Origin of the sequence: Trichlorobacter sp., assembly GCF_030247655.1 — a bacterium.
GTDB lineage: Bacteria > Desulfobacterota > Desulfuromonadia > Geobacterales > Pseudopelobacteraceae > Trichlorobacter.
On the sequence record NZ_JAOTRZ010000005.1, the window covers coordinates 1 to 16,246 of the forward strand.

General features: G+C 53.8%; 11 protein-coding genes. 9 read left to right on the plus strand and 2 right to left on the minus strand.

What is annotated here, in order from left to right:
• Positions 1–255 precede the first annotated feature (255 nt).
• The 4 genes from OEL57_RS00800 to OEL57_RS00815 are packed head-to-tail and all read left to right on the plus strand — an operon-like array spanning position 256 to position 6,439.
• The gene (locus tag OEL57_RS00800) at positions 256–3,648 is read left to right on the plus strand and encodes an alpha-amylase family glycosyl hydrolase (protein ID WP_300735816.1); all 3,393 of its coding nucleotides are present in this window, start codon (positions 256–258) and stop codon (positions 3,646–3,648) included.
• Positions 3,648–4,628, plus strand: coding sequence for a hypothetical protein (locus tag OEL57_RS00805; protein WP_300735818.1), 981 nt, complete (start codon positions 3,648–3,650; stop codon positions 4,626–4,628). Before OEL57_RS00800 ends, OEL57_RS00805 begins: the two co-directional genes overlap by 1 nt.
• Positions 4,629–4,631: 3 nt before the next feature.
• Complete coding sequence (mnmA, locus tag OEL57_RS00810; protein ID WP_300735820.1) at positions 4,632–5,696, plus strand: tRNA 2-thiouridine(34) synthase MnmA; 1,065 nt, start codon at positions 4,632–4,634, stop codon at positions 5,694–5,696.
• Complete coding sequence (locus tag OEL57_RS00815; protein WP_300735822.1) at positions 5,690–6,439, plus strand: HesA/MoeB/ThiF family protein; 750 nt, start codon at positions 5,690–5,692, stop codon at positions 6,437–6,439. The genes mnmA and OEL57_RS00815 overlap by 7 nt, the downstream gene beginning before the upstream one ends.
• Here the strand turns inward: OEL57_RS00815 and OEL57_RS00820 are convergent, their stop codons facing one another.
• The gene (locus OEL57_RS00820; RefSeq protein ID WP_300735824.1) at positions 6,440–7,717 is read right to left on the minus strand and encodes a sensor domain-containing diguanylate cyclase; all 1,278 of its coding nucleotides are present in this window, start codon (positions 7,715–7,717) and stop codon (positions 6,440–6,442) included. It abuts the gene before it with no gap.
• Positions 7,718–7,800: 83 nt separating this feature from the next.
• On the opposite strand from OEL57_RS00820, the gene OEL57_RS00825 reads away from it, so the two are divergent.
• Positions 7,801–8,928 carry a DUF362 domain-containing protein gene (locus tag OEL57_RS00825; RefSeq protein WP_300735826.1) on the plus strand — a complete coding sequence of 376 codons (1,128 nt, stop codon included), beginning with the start codon at positions 7,801–7,803 and terminating at the stop codon, positions 8,926–8,928.
• Between the two features lie 10 nt (positions 8,929–8,938).
• On the opposite strand, the gene OEL57_RS00830 is transcribed toward OEL57_RS00825, so the two are convergent.
• Positions 8,939–9,331, minus strand: a complete 393-nt coding sequence (locus tag OEL57_RS00830; protein ID WP_331489745.1) for a TraR/DksA family transcriptional regulator — start codon at positions 9,329–9,331, stop codon at positions 8,939–8,941.
• A 52-nt stretch (positions 9,332–9,383) separates the two neighbouring features.
• On the opposite strand from OEL57_RS00830, the gene OEL57_RS00835 reads away from it, so the two are divergent.
• The 4 genes from OEL57_RS00835 to OEL57_RS00850 all read left to right on the plus strand — a co-directional run bounded on the left by OEL57_RS00835 (position 9,384) and on the right by OEL57_RS00850 (position 16,240).
• Positions 9,384–9,629 (plus strand): hypothetical protein, encoded by a 246-nt coding sequence (locus OEL57_RS00835; protein WP_300735830.1) that lies wholly within the window; start codon positions 9,384–9,386, stop codon positions 9,627–9,629.
• 170 nt (positions 9,630–9,799) lie between these two features.
• Positions 9,800–12,550 (plus strand): bifunctional glycoside hydrolase 114/ polysaccharide deacetylase family protein, encoded by a 2,751-nt coding sequence (locus OEL57_RS00840; protein WP_300735832.1) that lies wholly within the window; start codon positions 9,800–9,802, stop codon positions 12,548–12,550.
• A complete protein-coding gene (locus OEL57_RS00845; RefSeq protein WP_300735834.1) occupies positions 12,537–13,415 on the plus strand; it encodes a hypothetical protein in 879 nt (292 codons plus the stop codon). The genes OEL57_RS00840 and OEL57_RS00845 overlap by 14 nt, the downstream gene beginning before the upstream one ends.
• Complete coding sequence (locus OEL57_RS00850) at positions 13,412–16,240, plus strand: tetratricopeptide repeat protein (protein WP_300735836.1); 2,829 nt, start codon at positions 13,412–13,414, stop codon at positions 16,238–16,240. Before OEL57_RS00845 ends, OEL57_RS00850 begins: the two co-directional genes overlap by 4 nt.
• The last annotated feature ends 6 nt before the right edge of the window (positions 16,241–16,246 follow it).

Below are 16,246 nucleotides of genomic sequence, written 5' to 3' on the forward strand. Positions count from 1 at the left end.
GAAGAGACCTCGGTTCTGCTGAATAATATTCGGGACGAATTCAACCCGGTGCCTCGCAAGGCTGGCAAGTCGAAAAAGGGGACGAAAAGCAAAAGCAAAATCAAGAGCAAGAGCAAGAAAAGCAGTACAAAGTCCAGCAAGGCAAAGACACCAGCCAAAAAAAAGTCTCACTAATAGACCGTCGGCGGCCAGTACCTTCTGGCCGCCTTTTTTAGCAGCTGGCAGTACCTACCCATACAGACTCGAGCCGTGACCATGCCTTCATCATCACTGCCGGAATATTTCCCCTTTACGATTCAGCTGACTGGCCGCGCACAGGAACAGTTTGGTGCAGAGGCGTTGCTTTCTCGTCATGGCAGCAGCTACCCTCCCATTCTGTTCTACCGTCGACTGGCTTCCAATATGGCCAGGAGTTCTGCTGTTTCTGTTGCCGCAACCGCAGCACAGCTTAATCTATACGCCTCGCTTTTACGTATCTACCGCCATCTGGTGGATGAGGTGGCTAGGGGGGGGCAGCGGAGCCTGCTGGCTGAAGCGCTGCAGCAGGCTGGATTTGAGCCTGACGGCAAGCAGGTCAGGCTTGCGTTTGATGTCTTTAAAAACCTGTTTCCGGCGGGTTGTGATCTGGCCGTACTGGGAGAGGAGCAACGCGAATATCTGCTGCTGCGTGAGCTGCTGCTGCTTAATCTGGCTGCCCATAACCGGGCCGTTGATCCGTTTCGGGTGCTGCTGGATGATCAGGAGTTGGCGAACAGTACCCGGTATCGTCAGGTGGTTGCCGGGATTGAGCGGGTGCTTGCCAAAGGTCCTGTGGTGCCTGGTATCGGGATGACGCTGGTTGAAGCGTTACATGCGCCGCTTGCAGCAGCTCCGGATTCGCTGGCAGGACAGCTTGGCTATATACGTGAACAGTGGGCAGAAGCATTGCCGCCGGAACTGCTGGAAGAGCTGTTGACCGCCTTTGATATTCTGGATGAGGAACAGCGCCAATGGTCTGATGGCGGTAGCGGCCCTGCTGAAGTACTCCATTTTGGCCTGCCGGGTATTGCTGGTGCAAATGTCGCTTCCGGGGGGGGGGCTGGAAGTATCTACCATGGCGCCGGTCACCATGCCGGTTATGATCAGCCGGAGTATGAAGCCTTTTCTGCCGATGCCGACTGGATGTCAAACGTGGTGATGATGGCCAAGATGACCCATGTCTGGCTGGATCAGCTCTCTAGGACCTACGCTCGTCCCGTTACCCGCCTGGATCAGGTGCCGGATGCCGAGCTTGACCGTCTGGCGGCCTGGGGCTTTACCGGCCTCTGGCTGATCGGCCTCTGGGAACGCTCGTCCGCCTCACAACGGATCAAGCAGTTGTGCGGCAATCCAGAGGCCCATGCCTCGGCCTACTCGTTGTATGACTATACCATCGCAGCAGACCTGGGCGGTGAGCCTGCTTTTCTGAATCTGAAACAGCGGGCCTGGCAGCGTGGTATTCGACTTGCCAGCGACATGGTCCCCAATCATACCGGCCTCTTTTCCCGCTGGGTGCTGGAACATCCCGACTGGTTTGTCCAGACTGACTATGCCCCGTTTCCCACCTACCAGTTTAACGGCGAAGACCTTTCCCCTGATCCGTCTGTCACACTTCAGGTGGAGGATGGTTACTGGAACAAACAGGATGCGGCGGTGGTCTTCAGGATGATCGACCGCCGTGATGGTTGTACCCGCTACATCTACCATGGTAATGACGGCACCAGTATCCCCTGGAATGACACGGCCCAGCTGAACTACCTGATCCCGCAGGTGCGGGAGACCGTCATCCAGACTATCCTGCATGTGGCCCGGCTGACCCCGATCATTCGCTTTGATGCGGCCATGACCCTGGCCAAGAAGCATTACCAGCGGCTCTGGTATCCGCAACGCGGTCTTGGTGGCGGTATCCCTTCACGGGCTGAACATGCCATGGGGCGGGATGAGTTTGATGCTGTCTTTCCGGTGGAGTTCTGGCGTGAAGTGGTGGACCGGATGGCGCAAGAGGCGCCGGATACCCTGCTGCTGGCCGAGGCGTTCTGGATGATGGAAGGCTACTTTGTTCGTACCCTGGGGATGCACCGGGTCTACAACTCTGCCTTCATGAATATGCTCAAGCAGGAAGAGAACGCCAAGTACCGCCAGACCATCAAAAATGTGCTGGAGTTTAATCCTGAGATATTGAAGCGGTTCGTCAATTTCATGAACAACCCTGATGAGAAAACGGCGGTGGAGCAGTTTGGTGCCCAAGGCAAATACTTTGGGGCCTGCGTGCTGCTTTCAACCATGCCGGGTCTGCCGATGTTCGGGCATGGCCAAATTGAGGGATTCCATGAAAAGTACGGCATGGAGTACCGTAAGGCCTATTGGAATGAGGCGGTTGACCAGGGTTTGGTAAAAGGACATGAGCTTTGGATCTTCCCGCTGTTGAAGCGGCGCAAGCTCTTTTCCGGATCCGAGAATTTTGCCCTGTATGATTTTTACTGCCATGATGGCAGTGTTGATGAAAACGTCTTTGCCTACAGTAACCGTTTGGGCGAACAGCGTGCGTTGGTGCTGTACAACAACCGCTATGGTGCAACATCAGGCTGGATCAGGATGGCCACGCCGGTTGCGATAACGGGGAGTGGCGATACAACGGAATTCTACTCCGGTTCCCTGGGGCAGGCCTTGGGAGTACCCGATGATCCTCGCTGTTTTCTTGCCTTTCGAGAGATATCCAGCCAACATGAATACCTGCGTAATGCTGCTGAAATCTGTCAGCATGGGATGTATGCAGAACTTTCAGAGTACGAGTTTCATGTCTTTCTCGATTTCAGAATCCTTGAGGATACACCGGATACACCTTGGGCGGCGTTGTGCGGGTATCTGGCAGGCAGGGGGGTTGCATCACTTGAGGACGAGCGGATTCAGTTGCTCAACCAGCCGTTGATTGGTGCCTTTGGTGAGTGCCTGCAGACACTGCAACAGTCCCGTCTGCTGGAGACGGCGTTACAGAACTACTGTGCAGAGCTGCCACCGGTTGCCACCTCTGAAATAGATCAGCAGGGTCTGATGGTCAGTCTTGCAGCGGCTCACCAGCCGGATGTTTCTGCCAAGTCCTTACGACTGTTGCGCAGGAGCGGCGTGAGCAAGAAACTGCTGCGACTTGATCAGAAGAACCGTCGCCAGGCACTGGCAATACTCATGACCCGCTTCCTGGCGCTGCCGTTGAGTGATGATGCCTTGCGGGAATATGGCCTTGGCCGGCCACTGGCGGCCTTTGTGGCAGGTGATGATATCATTGGATTTCAGGCTCTGGCATGGATAGCTGAACTGTGCGGTGCTGCCGGGCTTGCCTGGGATGTCTGGTCGTCTGCATTACCTGCAGAACGGCTGGTGCAGCTGTTTAACAGTCCTTTGCTGGTTCAATTTTTAATGGTTCATGATGACGGCGGTACGCTCTGGTTTAACAAGGAACGGTTTGAAGAGCTGATCATCTGGCTGGCTCTTCAGGCTGCTTTTGAACAGGCGCAGGGCCAGGATCAGGTGGTGGTTCCGATGACAGAACTGACGGCACTGGCTGCAGCAGCAGGGTATCGTGTCAGATCGTTGCTGAAACTTGCAGAAGGGATTGGGGAGGGAGAGGCGTGATGCGACAACGGTTTTTTCTGCTGTTTTGTGTCTTGCTGATGGCTGGCATTATACCTGCCTATGCCGATGAACCTGCCAAATCCCAACAGACACCGACCTCTGAACGGACTCTCAAGGAATATCTTTTTGGCAGTAAAGAGCTTGGTTGGGCAGATCTTGACTGGGAGACAGATCTTTACTATTCAAACGTTTCGCTGAATATTCCGCTGGATGGATCACCTATCCCCACTGTTGCAGATCAGGGTGAGCTCGAGATCTACAGCAGGTTATGGCTTCACTCGCTGGTCCCTCGCTTTATGTTGGTTGAGGCTTCTGTTATGCCGCTTCCCTTGGCAGGAGTTGCCTTGAAGGAGTATGCAAAGGACTTTTATAACGCAGCAGATATTGGAAAAAACCAAAATGTTATTCAGTGGTTGACGGCTGGTTTTGAGGAGCCGTATGCATTTTCAGTCTTTTTGGGTGATATGGTTAAATTCAGTAAGCCGGGCGAGGAGCGGCTTTCATCGAATAAAGGGTATATGGGCTATCTCTTCAGTTATTCGAACCAACATATTCGTAATAACGTCCTGATTCCTGATCATTCGCTTGAAGCAGAGTGGAAGATGAAGGGGGAGCGTAACTTTAAGGATGAAAAGCTTTCCTGGAGTTTTCGGCTTGGCGCCAAGATGCATGAAAATCCGAACATTGCAAACACCTTCTATGTCGGATTCAGAAGAAGTAACCTTGATTTCAGGGTAAACCCGTTTGAATTTCTGCGTAACAGCAGCTTTGATGTCCGCTGGGATATCGGTGCCAAGCAGGGGGATTTGCTGCGTCAGGAATATGTATTGGGTAAAAAATTTCCGATCAAGTCGTGGGGGGTCGCACTCAAGCTTGATGTTGGTCTGATCTGGGAAGATCCTTCCCGTTACAGCGGTGCCTTGCGGGACATTGATGCGCCGAATTTTACTGTTGTCTTGCGTCCCAATATTCAATTTTAATCCATGCGCCTTCCTGAAACCTCAACACTCATTGCTGTCGCCCTTTCCGGTGGGGTTGATTCTGCGGTTGCGGCGGCCCTGCTGCAACAACAGGGACATCGGCTGGTGGGGATCACCATGAATCTCTTGCCTGATGCAGCAGCGAACAATGCGGCTGAGCAGGTGGCTGAACATCTGCAGATTCCCCTCCATCGGATAGATCTGACGGACGCTTTTGAACAACAGGTAATTGCTCCCTTTGTGACCAGCTACCGTAACGGTGAAACCCCTAATCCCTGTGTGCGTTGCAATCGTCTGGTCAAATTTGGTCTGCTGCTGGACCATGCCCATCAGCTGGGGGCTGGCGCGTTGGCAACCGGCCACTATGCCCGTGTGCTGCGGGATGCTGATGGCAGGGCCCATCTGCATGCTGCAGCTGATCGTCGCAAAGACCAATCCTATTTTCTGGCCACTATCGGTCAAGAGGCGCTGCAGCAGACTCTGTTCCCGTTAGGAGGAATGTCCGGCAAGGATCAGGTGCGTCAGCTGGCCCATGAGTTTGGATTGCCGGTGGCAGCTGCAAAGGATAGCCAGGATGTCTGTTTTTTACCGGACAGCGGATACACCGAATTTTTGGAGAAACGTTCGTCCGTCTCTGCGGCACAAGGTTTGATTGTGCATCGTTCAGGTCGGTTGTTGGGGCGACACAACGGTTTTTGGCGTTACACGGTAGGGCAGCGAAAAGGCCTGGGAATCGCTTGGGCTGAACCGCTGTATGTGCTTGAGATTAGTGCTGTCCGCAATCGTGTGGTGGTGGGGGAACAGCAATACCTCTATGCATCAGGGCTGCTGGCAGACCAGGCGGTCTGGTTTGGGCAGGAACCCGGTATGCCGTTTGAGGCCCACTGCAAGATCCGCTATCGCCACGCACCGGTCCCCTGTCTGGTTGAACCGCAGGACGGGGCCGGGATGCGAGTGTTGTTCCATGAGCCGCAGCGGGCCGTCACTCCGGGGCAAACCGTGGTGATCTATCAGGGGGACGAAGTTTTGGGGGCTGGGCGGATAACCGGGGCAGAACTACCATGCTGACTGCTGAAGAACAGGAACGGTACCGCCGTCATCTGATGTTGCCTGAGGTCGGTCTTGAGGGGCAGGAACGATTGCGGGAAAGCCGGGTGCTGGTTATTGGTGCTGGAGGCCTGGGATCGCCTGCAGCTCTATACCTTGCCGCAGCCGGAGTTGGTACCATCGGTGTTGCTGATGGTGATCGGGTGGAACTGTCAAACCTGCAGCGTCAGATTATCCACGATAGCGAAAGTGTCGGGCAGTCTAAGACCGCTTCAGCAGCCAAACGGCTGCAGGCAATCAATCCGGTGTGCCATGTTGAACAGATTCCGGTCATGCTGGACCAGGCTAATCTGCCCAGCTTGCTGCGGCGGTATGATTTTGTTTTGGATGCCACCGATACCCTGGCTGCAAAGTTCATGATTAACGATATCTGTATCAGCCAGGGAGTTCCTTTTTCACATGGGGGAGTTTTGCGTTTTAGCGGTCAGACCCTGACCGTGCTGCCCGGGGTGTCACCCTGCTATCGCTGTCTGTTTAGTGAGATGCCGCCGGAAGAAGAGCGTGAGGCCTGCGAACAGGATGGTGTCTTTGGTCTGTTACCTGGGGTAATCGGGACATTGCAGGCCGCAGAAGCAGTAAAATATCTACTGGGAATCGGATCGTTGCTGACCGGCCGTCTGTTGACCTTTGATCTGCTGGGGATGCGTTTCAGGGAGGTGCCGGTGCCGCACAATCCTGGCTGTCTGGCATGCGGTAACGGTTAATCAGTTCCTGACGATGGAGTTTAGGTGTTTGCGTTTGCGTTCCGCTTTGTCTTTATACATGAGGCGGTCTGCCACTTTCATGGTCTCCAGCAGTTCATCCGGGTGTGCTGCTGTTGCTGCTCCCAAAGACAGTGAACGGGCAAACTCCCCCAGGCTTCGATCAATTTCACACGCCTTTACCCGCTGGATGGCTGCCATAACGGCGTCATGATCGGTGCGGGAAAGCAGTACGGCAAACTCATCTCCCCCAATCCGGGCAACCACATCACTGGAGCGGAAGGCCGAGAGTAATACTTCTGCCGCTCCTTTAATCAAGCGATCACCTTCATCGTGCCCCAGGGTATCGTTAACTCCCTTCAGGCCATCGATATCAGCCATGACAATACTGACCGGGTATTCCCGACCGGTCTCAAGCCTTTGCAGTTCTGCATCAAAGTAGGCCCGGTTGAACAGGCCGGTCAATGGATCATGGGTGCCCAGATACTGCAGACTTTCTTCATACTGCTTACGTTCAGTGATGTCCTGTGAAACCTTTAAAAAGCCGGTTACCGTATTGTCGACATCCCGTAAGGGGCAGATCTTGACTACTTCCCAATAGATGGAACCATTTTTGCGCTTGTTGGCCAGCTCGCCCTTCCACTCGTTGCCGGCTAAAATGGTTTTCCAGAGATCATTATAGACTTCAGCAGGATTCAGATCTGATTTAAGCAGGCGGGGATTGCGGCCAAGTACTTCTACTGCCTGAAAGCCTGTTAAGCGGCAAAACATGCCGTTGACATATTCAATGGATCCGTTTAACGAAGTGATCATCACCGGCGCAGGTGCCTGTTCAACCGCCTGTGACAACATCTGGATCCGGCTCTCCTGCTGGCGCAGTTTTCGCTTTAAGAGCACATAGTTGCTGCAGGTTTCAATGGCAGTACTTAATTGGGCAAAATCAACCGGCTTCTGGACATACTGGTTGACACCGAGGCTGATGCACTCCAGTAGATACTCGGTGTCGCTGTAGGCGGTCAGCATGATGATCTGACTATCGTGGTCAATTTTCCTGATTTCGCGGGCCATCTCAAGGCCGTTCATCAGTGGCATCATGATGTCAGACATGATAATATCAGGACGTTTTTCCCGATACAGTGCAAGTCCTTCCTGTCCGTTTTCAGCAACGTGCAGTTCTGTTACTATGCGCTGGAGGATGCGTGAGATTTGCTCACGGGTGACCCGCTCATCCTCGACGTAGAGAAGAGAAATGTCGTAATGCTCCATGGTTGCTGATTTCATGGGTACCCCGTGCCCGAAGCAAAGTGCCTGTAAACTGCTGCTGGTAGTGTAGCTGAACTGAAATAAAACGCAAGGGGGCTGTTGTGGATTTGGTGAGCCTGCAGCGCTGTGAGCAGTATGATGAAGCTCTTTTGAATGAGCGGCTTGTTGCACTTTTGCAGCCCATGGGTGGGATCGAGCGGTTTGTCAGTCCGGGACAACGGGTGTTGTTGAAGCCGAATCTACTGGCTGGCAAACCGCCTGAAGCAGCGGTGACCACCCACCCGGCCTTGGTCAAGGCGTTGATAGATCTGCTGCATCAGGCTGGTGCCGAGGTGCTGGTGGGTGACAGCCCTGGCCTTGGCAGTTTTGAGCGGGTTGCGGAAAAGACCGGTATCCGTCACGCAGTTGAGGCAGCCGGAGGACAGTTAATACCGTTTGGTGAGACCCGCAGGGTGGGGACAACGGGGACCTTTCGCCAGCTTGAGTTGGCAACCGCCTATCTAAACGCTGACCTGGTCATTAATCTGCCCAAGCTGAAGACTCATGAGATGATGACTCTGACCTGCGGGGTAAAAAACCTGTACGGTACGGTTGTAGGGGCCGCCAAGGCCGGTTTACACCTGACAGCTGGACACTCAAAAGAGCTGTTCGCCGGGTTGTTACTGGAAATTGCGCTGGCTCGTCCTGTTGCCTTAACAATCGTCGATGCCATTGTGGCGATGGAAGGTGACGGGCCCAATAGCGGTACGCCACGCCAACTCGGGCTGCTGCTCGCCGGAGAGAATATGGTGGCGGTGGATACGGTGGCAGGGCGGCTGGCCGGCATACCTCCCCAACTGCTGTCGGTGGAGCTTGAGGCCCGTCGCAGAGGCCTGTCCGGCACAGAACTTGATCAGATCTCTGTTGTGGGAGATCTTGCGTTGCTGGCTGCCAATCCTCCCTTTGCGCTGCCACAGGGACTTGATGTCCAGTTCGGACTGCCCGTTTTTCTGAAGGGACTGTTGCGAAATCAGCTGGCGCCTGTACCCGTTGCCAATAAAGAACAGTGCACGCTTTGTGGTGTTTGCCGGGATGCCTGTCCACCTGAGGCGATCACCATAACAAAAAACGCCCTGAAGGTTGATTCAGGGCGTTGCATTCGTTGCTGGTGCTGTCGTGAGCTCTGTCCGCAGCATGCCATGGAGGTGCAGCGAAGTCTGCTGTTGCGTCTCTTGGAGCGATTGCGCTAAGCTGTAACCGCTAGTCTTCGTCCTCGCCGCCCACCGGGATCTCCCGATATGCGCGGTCTTCTTCAATACGGCGGGTCTGGGCCTGGAACTTCTCCAGGTCTGATTTGCACTTGACGCAGTGACGGGTAAACGGAAGCACCTTCAGGCGGCCCATCGGGATGTCTTCGTCGCACTCTTCACAGATGCCATACTCACCTTCAGCAATCCGCAACAGTGCCTCATCAATGCTGTGCAGCTTTTCCCGTTCGCGATCATTTAAAAGCAGTCCCAGTTCCCGGTCGCGCTCAGATGATGCCTGATCGTAGATGTCGCCAGTCGGCTCTTCGCCCACTGACGCCTCAGAACCTTTTTTAATGGATCTTTTGATCTCAAGCAAGGTCTGCTCTTTCATATTAAGCAATATCTGCTGAACCTCTTTCCATTTGCCGGTTAGAGGAACAACTGGCGCAGCTGCTGTGGTCGCTGGTGCCGTGCTTTCGACGCTGGCAGGTGTCGCTATTGCTTTTGGCTCAGTCGATTTTTTTGTAGCCGGTTGCGCAGTTGCGGCTTTGCCAGAAGTCTTGGTAGGCGCTGCAGCTTCTTTTTTTGAAGCGGCTATTTTTGCTGTGGTAGTTGTCTTTGGTGTAGAAACGGGCGCAGTGGCTTCCTGCGCGGGCTTTTTTACTGTTTTGGTGGTTGCCATACGTAACGTACTCCATTAATGAGAGTTCTAAAGAGTATAGGCTGCTGCGAAAGGCGGCAATCACTAACAGAAACAGTCGCTGCTGTCAAGAATAAAGCTTGTCAGGATTAATAAGATTATGAATGTTGCGTTTTGTTGATAGTATGGTAAATAATTGTAATATGACAGTTAAGTGGTTTGAGGTGGCTTATGCAGCGTACTTTTATACTGTTTTTGATGACCGTTGTTTTGATAACGCAAGCGATAGCTGCTTCAGCAGCACCGTTCAGTGTTGCTTTTTATTATGCAGAGAAACCGCCGCTTGATGAGTTGCACGCCTTTGATATTGTTGTTGTTGATCCTGATAGTGTCGGTATTCGGCCTGAACAGTATAAAAGTGCGCATAGCGAACTGTTTGCCTATGTCAGCGTTGGCGAGGCTGATCCGCAGCGTCGTTTTTATAAACAGATCCAACCTGAATGGCTGATCGGTGACAATCCGGCATGGAAGAGTAAAATTGTAGATTTGGCCAACCCCGATTGGCGACGTTTTTTTCTTGATCAGGTGGTTGAGCCGCTTTGGGTTGCCGGTTACCGGGGTTTTTTTCTGGATACCCTGGATTCTTTTCTGCTGGTTAAGGACGTGAAAAAGCATCCGGCATTTGAGGCTGGACTTGTGGAGATTATTCGCAGTATCAAACAGCGCCATCCGGAGGCTCGTCTGATTCTGAATCGTGGTTTTGAGGTGCTTGATCGGGTGAAAGATACTGCCTTTGCCGTTGCCGCCGAGTCTGTTTTTCAGCGATTTGATCCAACGAGCGGTGCTTATGGTGAGGTAAAAGAGCATGACCGGCAGTGGCTGCTTGGCAAATTTGCTGAAGTCAGGATGGCTGGTCTGCCGGTGATTGCCATTGATTATGTCGCCCCGAAGGATCGTGAACGTGCCCGGAAGACCGCCGAGCAGATCAAGGCCTTGGGCATCATTCCCTGGGTGACTGATAAGGATCTGGCCTCGTTGGGCGTCGGAGCCGTTGAGGTACTGCCACGGAAGGTGCTGGGGTTATATGATGGACAGAGCGTTAATGACCCCGCCAACTCAGATCTGCATCATCATATTGCGACACCGCTCAATTATCTCGGCTACCAGTTGGAGATGCAGGATCTGCGTAAAATGCTGCCGTCCGGGATATTGGCCGGACGGTATGCCGGTGTAGTGGTCTGGCCCCACAACGAAAATGTTGACGTTAAGAACAACCTCGCCGTATGGGTGCGTCGACAGATTGCCGATGGCGTCAAATTGCTGTTTGTTGATGGATTCGGCATGCCGCCTGAACAGGTGTCAAGTGTGCTGGGACTTGAATATCGTCGGCTGGCACGACGTGGTCTTCCGTCGCTCAAGATTATCCGCCGTACGCAGGATATCGGTTTTGAGGCAGAACCGTCCCTGCAGACAACTGCTTTCGCCCAGTTAAAAATCAAGGAAGGGGAATCGCTGCTGACCCTTACAGCTCAGGGGGGGGAGGAGTATGATGCTGTGGGGATTACCCCGTGGGGCGGCTATGTACAGTATCCCTACGGCGTTATGCAAGTTATGCAGAATCAGGCCCGTTGGGTCGTCAATCCATTCAGTCTGCTCTCAAAATCATTAGGGCTTGAGCAACCGGTTGCGCCGGATCCCACCACAGAGAACGGCGTGCGCCTGCTGTTGGCTCATATTGATGCGGATGGTTTTGAGAGCTATGCAGAGTGGCCCGGCGGTCGCTATGCCGGTGTTGAGATGCGTGAGAAGATCCTTAAACGGTACAAAATTCCCACGGCAGTTTCGGTCATTACCGGGATAGTGGATGAGAATGGGCTGTACCCGGCTCAGGCAGCAGAGCTCCAGAAAGAGTTCCGGGAGACTTTGGCCCTACCGTGGATTGAGGCTGCAACCCATACCTATTCCCATCCGTACTATTGGCAGGACAGTGCAGAGGGCCGCAAGATGTATTCAGAGCGGTACCTTAACATACCCGGCTATACACTTAATTATGAGACAGAGGTGATCGGGTCGGTAAATTTTATCAATAGCCGCCTTCTGCCACCTGGCAAAAAGGTGACTCTGCTGCAATGGTCAGGTGATTGTACGCCGCCTGCTGAGGCGATCAGATTGACCTATGCCGCCGGCATCAGAAACATCAACAGTGGCGATACCGTCATGACGGCATCAAATCCGAGCCTGACCTCCGTTGCGTCATTAGGAGTGGCAAAGGAAGGATGGTTTCAGGTCTTTGCTCCCAATCAGAACGAAAATGTCTACACCAATGACTGGAAAGGGCCATTTTATGGTTTCCGGCGTGTGATTGAGACCTTCAAAATGACCGACGCCCCCCGCAGGCTTAAGCCGGTTAACATCTACTATCATTTCTATTCTGCAAGCAAAATGGCCTCGTTACAGGCATTGCTGGATGTCTACAACTGGGCGATGCAGCAGGAGCTGTTCCCGGTCTATACCTCCGCCTATGCTGATAAAGTGCTTGATTTTAACCGCACGGTAGTGGCCGGTTCAGGCAGGGGGTGGCTGATCAGGAACAAAGGTGATCTGCGGCAACTGCGCCTGCCAGTCACTGCCGGATATCCTGATCTGGCGGCCAGCAGGGGGGTGATCGGGTTTAGCGACCATAACGACCAGCGCTATATACATCTGGCTCCGGGAGGTGAGGCGCTGCTGGTAATGACTTCTCAGCCACCCAGACGAGCCTGGCTGTCTGCTGTTTCCGCCGAGATCAAACATGTTGCCTGGACCTCCAAAGGTATACGGTTGACGACACTCGCCCATGTCGATGGATTCATCCGTTTTGGTGGTGCTGCAGGCTGTAAATTGATGTCCGGTGGCAGGGTTATGGCGGCAAAGCAGGATGCTGGGCAGTTGAAGGCCGCTTTGGGTGCTGGACAACATGAGATGGAACTTGTCTGCAGATAATTATCATAAAACGCGTGAGCGTTTTGCCGGACCATTGGCCATTGGTGGGCTGGTGGCGGCTGGCCTGCTTCTGCTGCTGGTGCTGTACCCGGAAAAAAGTCTCTTGAAGCTACTGGAAAATCCTGAAGTAAGTAGTCCGGCACAACAGCGTTACCTTGAGGCCCTGCTGCATCTGCGTAATGGTGAGACAGAGCTTTTAATCCCGTTGGTGCGCAGTTATCTGGCAGCGGGGTGCACGGAAAAGGCTGCTGCTGCATTAAGCCTCCAAAGGGGGCGGCTTTCTGCAGAACAGTTCAAAACAGTCATGGTGTTACAGTATGAATTGCGTCGTCAGGAACTGGAATGGGTGAGTCTTGATGAGCCTGGCTGGGAGAACGCACAACAGAACTATGCTGCCCAGATAGAGAAGATGCACAAGGCCGGTGCAACGCCACAGGAATTGGCCCGCTATCTGGCAGATGCACGCAGGTTGGGCGATGGAATTACAGTGCAGAAGCTTGAGGCGTTACTGGGTAGCGATGCTGATACTGCATCAGCAGAGGTTGCGGCTGCTATCGCCCTGGGTAAAGGTGATTATCGCGGGGCAGCAGCATTCTGTTTTAAGGGGATGCAGGTTGCACAAGCAGATCAAAAGCGCCGCCTGTTTCTTGCCGGTGTAGGTGCTTTGCAATCAGGTAACCTGGTGCAGGAGGCGTTGGTTGCAGCCGAGATGAATTTGACAAGTGATTTGGCCAAAGATCGTGGCATTTTGAAGTATCTGGTTAAGTTGTCGCTGGCGGCAAACCGTCCTGATAAAGCTCAGTTGTACGTAAGGATAGCTCTGGGTTATTCCTCGGATGTTGATAAGGCGAGGGTTCAACCGTGAAAATATCCTTACCGAATATTGCGCTTGTTGCAGCGGTTGCTGCTCTGGCTGGACAAGGGCAGGCGTTTGCCGAACAACCTGTACAATCTGTGCCAGAAATAAGGGTGGATTTTGAGCAGGATCTTTTTGAACTGGCCCATACGGTTTTTCTGGCAAATGGCAATATCAGGGAGGCTCTGTCTGTAGCTGAACGTGCGGTGAAGGCGCGTCCTGCAGATAAGGTTTGGCGAAAAAAGGCAGCCCAGACGTCGGAATGGGCTGGACGTCCTGAGTTAGCCCTTGAACATTGGTTTTACCTTGCTGAGCATGGTGATAGCGAGGGCGAACAGTCTGTCCTGCGTCTGTCCAGGGCACTGCAGGAATTTCCCTTGCGGATGAAGCTGCTGGAGCAGATGGTTGTTCAACAGGTTGCGACTGTTGAGCTGTTGAAGGAGTATCTGTATGTAGCAGAGGGGATGGGGATGCCGCAGCGGGCCTATGATCTGCTTAAATCAGGGACGATTCGCGGCGTTGATCCTGTCTGGCAACTGAGTGAGCAGGCAAGACTTGCCGAGCAACTGGGGTTGCCTTCAGATGCCATCAGGGCATGGCAGGAACGAGCCAGGCTGAAGCCGCTTGAAGCAAATGAATCTCTTGCGTTGGCATCGCTCTGGTATGGGCAGGGGGGCACGCAGCAGGCATGGCAGGCATTGTTGATGGCGGAGCATACCGCTCCGGCAACAGCCACTGCCTTCTGGCGCACCTATGCCGACCTGGCCTGGACACTCCAGGAAAACGGTGCTTCTATCAAAGCGGCCGAGCTACTGATTAAACATGGAAGCGCCACTGAAGCAGATTATCAGCGACTGCAGGAGCTGTATGGGGAGTCAGACCCGCAAAAGGCTTACGGATATGCTTTGCTGGGGTGGAAACAGCTGCAGCGGCCAGTCTTTTTGTATGCCATGGTTGATACCGGCCTGCGTAGCGGCAAGGGGCGAGAGCTGGCGCTGTTTTTTGAAAAAATGAAGCCGGATGAACGCAATGTTCTCGCCCAAGACGCCCGTGCCTGGATGGCCATTGCCCAGGTCTATCGTGCAACCGCCAATCAGTCTGCCAGCCTTGCTGCTGGAAGAGTTGCTGTCCAATTGGCGCCTTCAGATTCTGAATTGCTTAGTATCTACCTCTGGTTGTTAGTGGATATGAAGCAGGTCGCCGAACTGCGCCCTCTGGTTCGGGATTGGGAAGGACGGGTTGGGGCACTGCCTGAACTGCAGGAACCATTGGCAGCAGCCATGGTGTTGATGGGGGATACGCAGCGGGCTTTGCGTTATTATCGCGTACTGGCCCCGAAACGTCAGGCTGATCCGGCCTGGCTGGCCTCCTTTGGGGATATATTGGAGCAGGCTGGCGATGCAGAGAGTGCCTGGAAGATGCGGCGTAGAGCAATGCTGCTGGTGCAGCGGCAGGCACAAAAAAATCTGGCAGATGATGAGACCAGAAGCCGACTGCTGACCCAAACGCAACTGTTGCTGCATCTTGCTCCCGGCGATGCCCTTTCAAGACGTATCAGGCAGGTGGCTTCAGATAAGCGGGATGATTTTGGTAAGGAGTTAGTCATAGGCTGGGCCATGACCACCGGACAGACCGATCTGGCCCGCCTCTGGTATTGGAGACATTTTGCCCGGACGATTCAGCGGCCAGAATGGGCCCGTCTTGGTCTCGCTCTGGAGGAGAACGATCGTAGTACCATGGCTGACCTGCTGGATGGTAAACTGGAGCAGTTGCCCTACCGTGACGCGGTTGAGGCGGCTCAACGGACAGGTTTTATTCCGTTAGCTCAGGAGCATGCCTGGCAGCGTTTACAGCTGAACCGAGAGGACTATCTGCTGGACACGCAGGTCCGTCAACTTTTTGGTGAGCGTGCAGGGTATGCGGCTGCAGATCTGAAGCTGCAGGACCAATCCGGTGTTGGTATGGTTGCATCACGACTGGCGTTTTCACAGCCGCTTACCAGCCGTTACAGCCTGCTGGCAGAGCTGACAGAACGGCAGTTCAGCCAGCTGAAAAGTGGCGTGCTAAGGAATCTACCGGACCATGACATCGGCGGAAGCTTGACTCTGACTCGTCGGCATGAGCGAGGCCACCTGGCTCTGGCACTGGGAGTGCGGAGCGGCGGTCTGGACAGCTTTGCAACAGGCTCCCTAGAGGGCGAATGGCAACCCTGGCGGGATCTGCAACTGGGGGCCAGGCTTGAACTGAATGCCAGTGCGGATGAAACTGCTGCACTCTCGGTGGCGGGGGTAAGGGATCGGTTGAGAGTGACAGGCACCGCTACCCTGACGCCTAAAGATACAGTCTCCCTTGAACTGGCTGCAGCCCGTTACTATGATCAAGGACGGGGCTATCTTGGGCAGGGGCAGTCAGTCGGCATTGACCTGCGACATCAATTCACACGTGCATGGCCTGATTATGGCATCCGACTCTACGGCGGCTACAGCGGGTATCAGGCTGATGGCGCCGTGGGTGCTAACATCGCCGCGCTGGTGCCTGCTGAGACTGATCCAACCGCATCCTTTTTTGTACCACAGAGCTTTGGGCATCTGGGTTTGGGGGTGTTTTTGGGCCAGACCTGGAAGACAAGCTATACCCGTGACTGGAAGCCGTTTGCCGAGGCTGATATTGACTGGAACAGTAATTCTAATCTTGGCTTCAGCTACGGTCTGGGGCTGGTTGGTCCGGTCTTTGGATTTGATCAGCTGATGTTTGAATTAACGCAAAATAGTGGCCAGTTCGGCACCAGTGATCTGACTACCACTATCGGCATCAGTTACCGCTATTTTTATTAACAACTG

Bases quoted from the DNA above. Each gene is read 5' to 3' on its own strand.
- OEL57_RS00800 (WP_300735816.1), top strand. From the start codon at position 256: ATGCCTTCATCATCACTGCCGGAATATTTCCCCTTTACGATTCAGCTG.
- OEL57_RS00805 (WP_300735818.1), top strand. From the start codon at position 3,648: ATGCGACAACGGTTTTTTCTGCTGTTTTGTGTCTTGCTGATGGCTGGC.
- mnmA (WP_300735820.1), top strand. From the start codon at position 4,632: ATGCGCCTTCCTGAAACCTCAACACTCATTGCTGTCGCCCTTTCCGGT.
- OEL57_RS00815 (WP_300735822.1), top strand. From the start codon at position 5,690: ATGCTGACTGCTGAAGAACAGGAACGGTACCGCCGTCATCTGATGTTG.
- OEL57_RS00820 (WP_300735824.1), bottom strand. From the start codon at position 7,717: ATGAAATCAGCAACCATGGAGCATTACGACATTTCTCTTCTCTACGTC.
- OEL57_RS00840 (WP_300735832.1), top strand. From the start codon at position 9,800: ATGCAGCGTACTTTTATACTGTTTTTGATGACCGTTGTTTTGATAACG.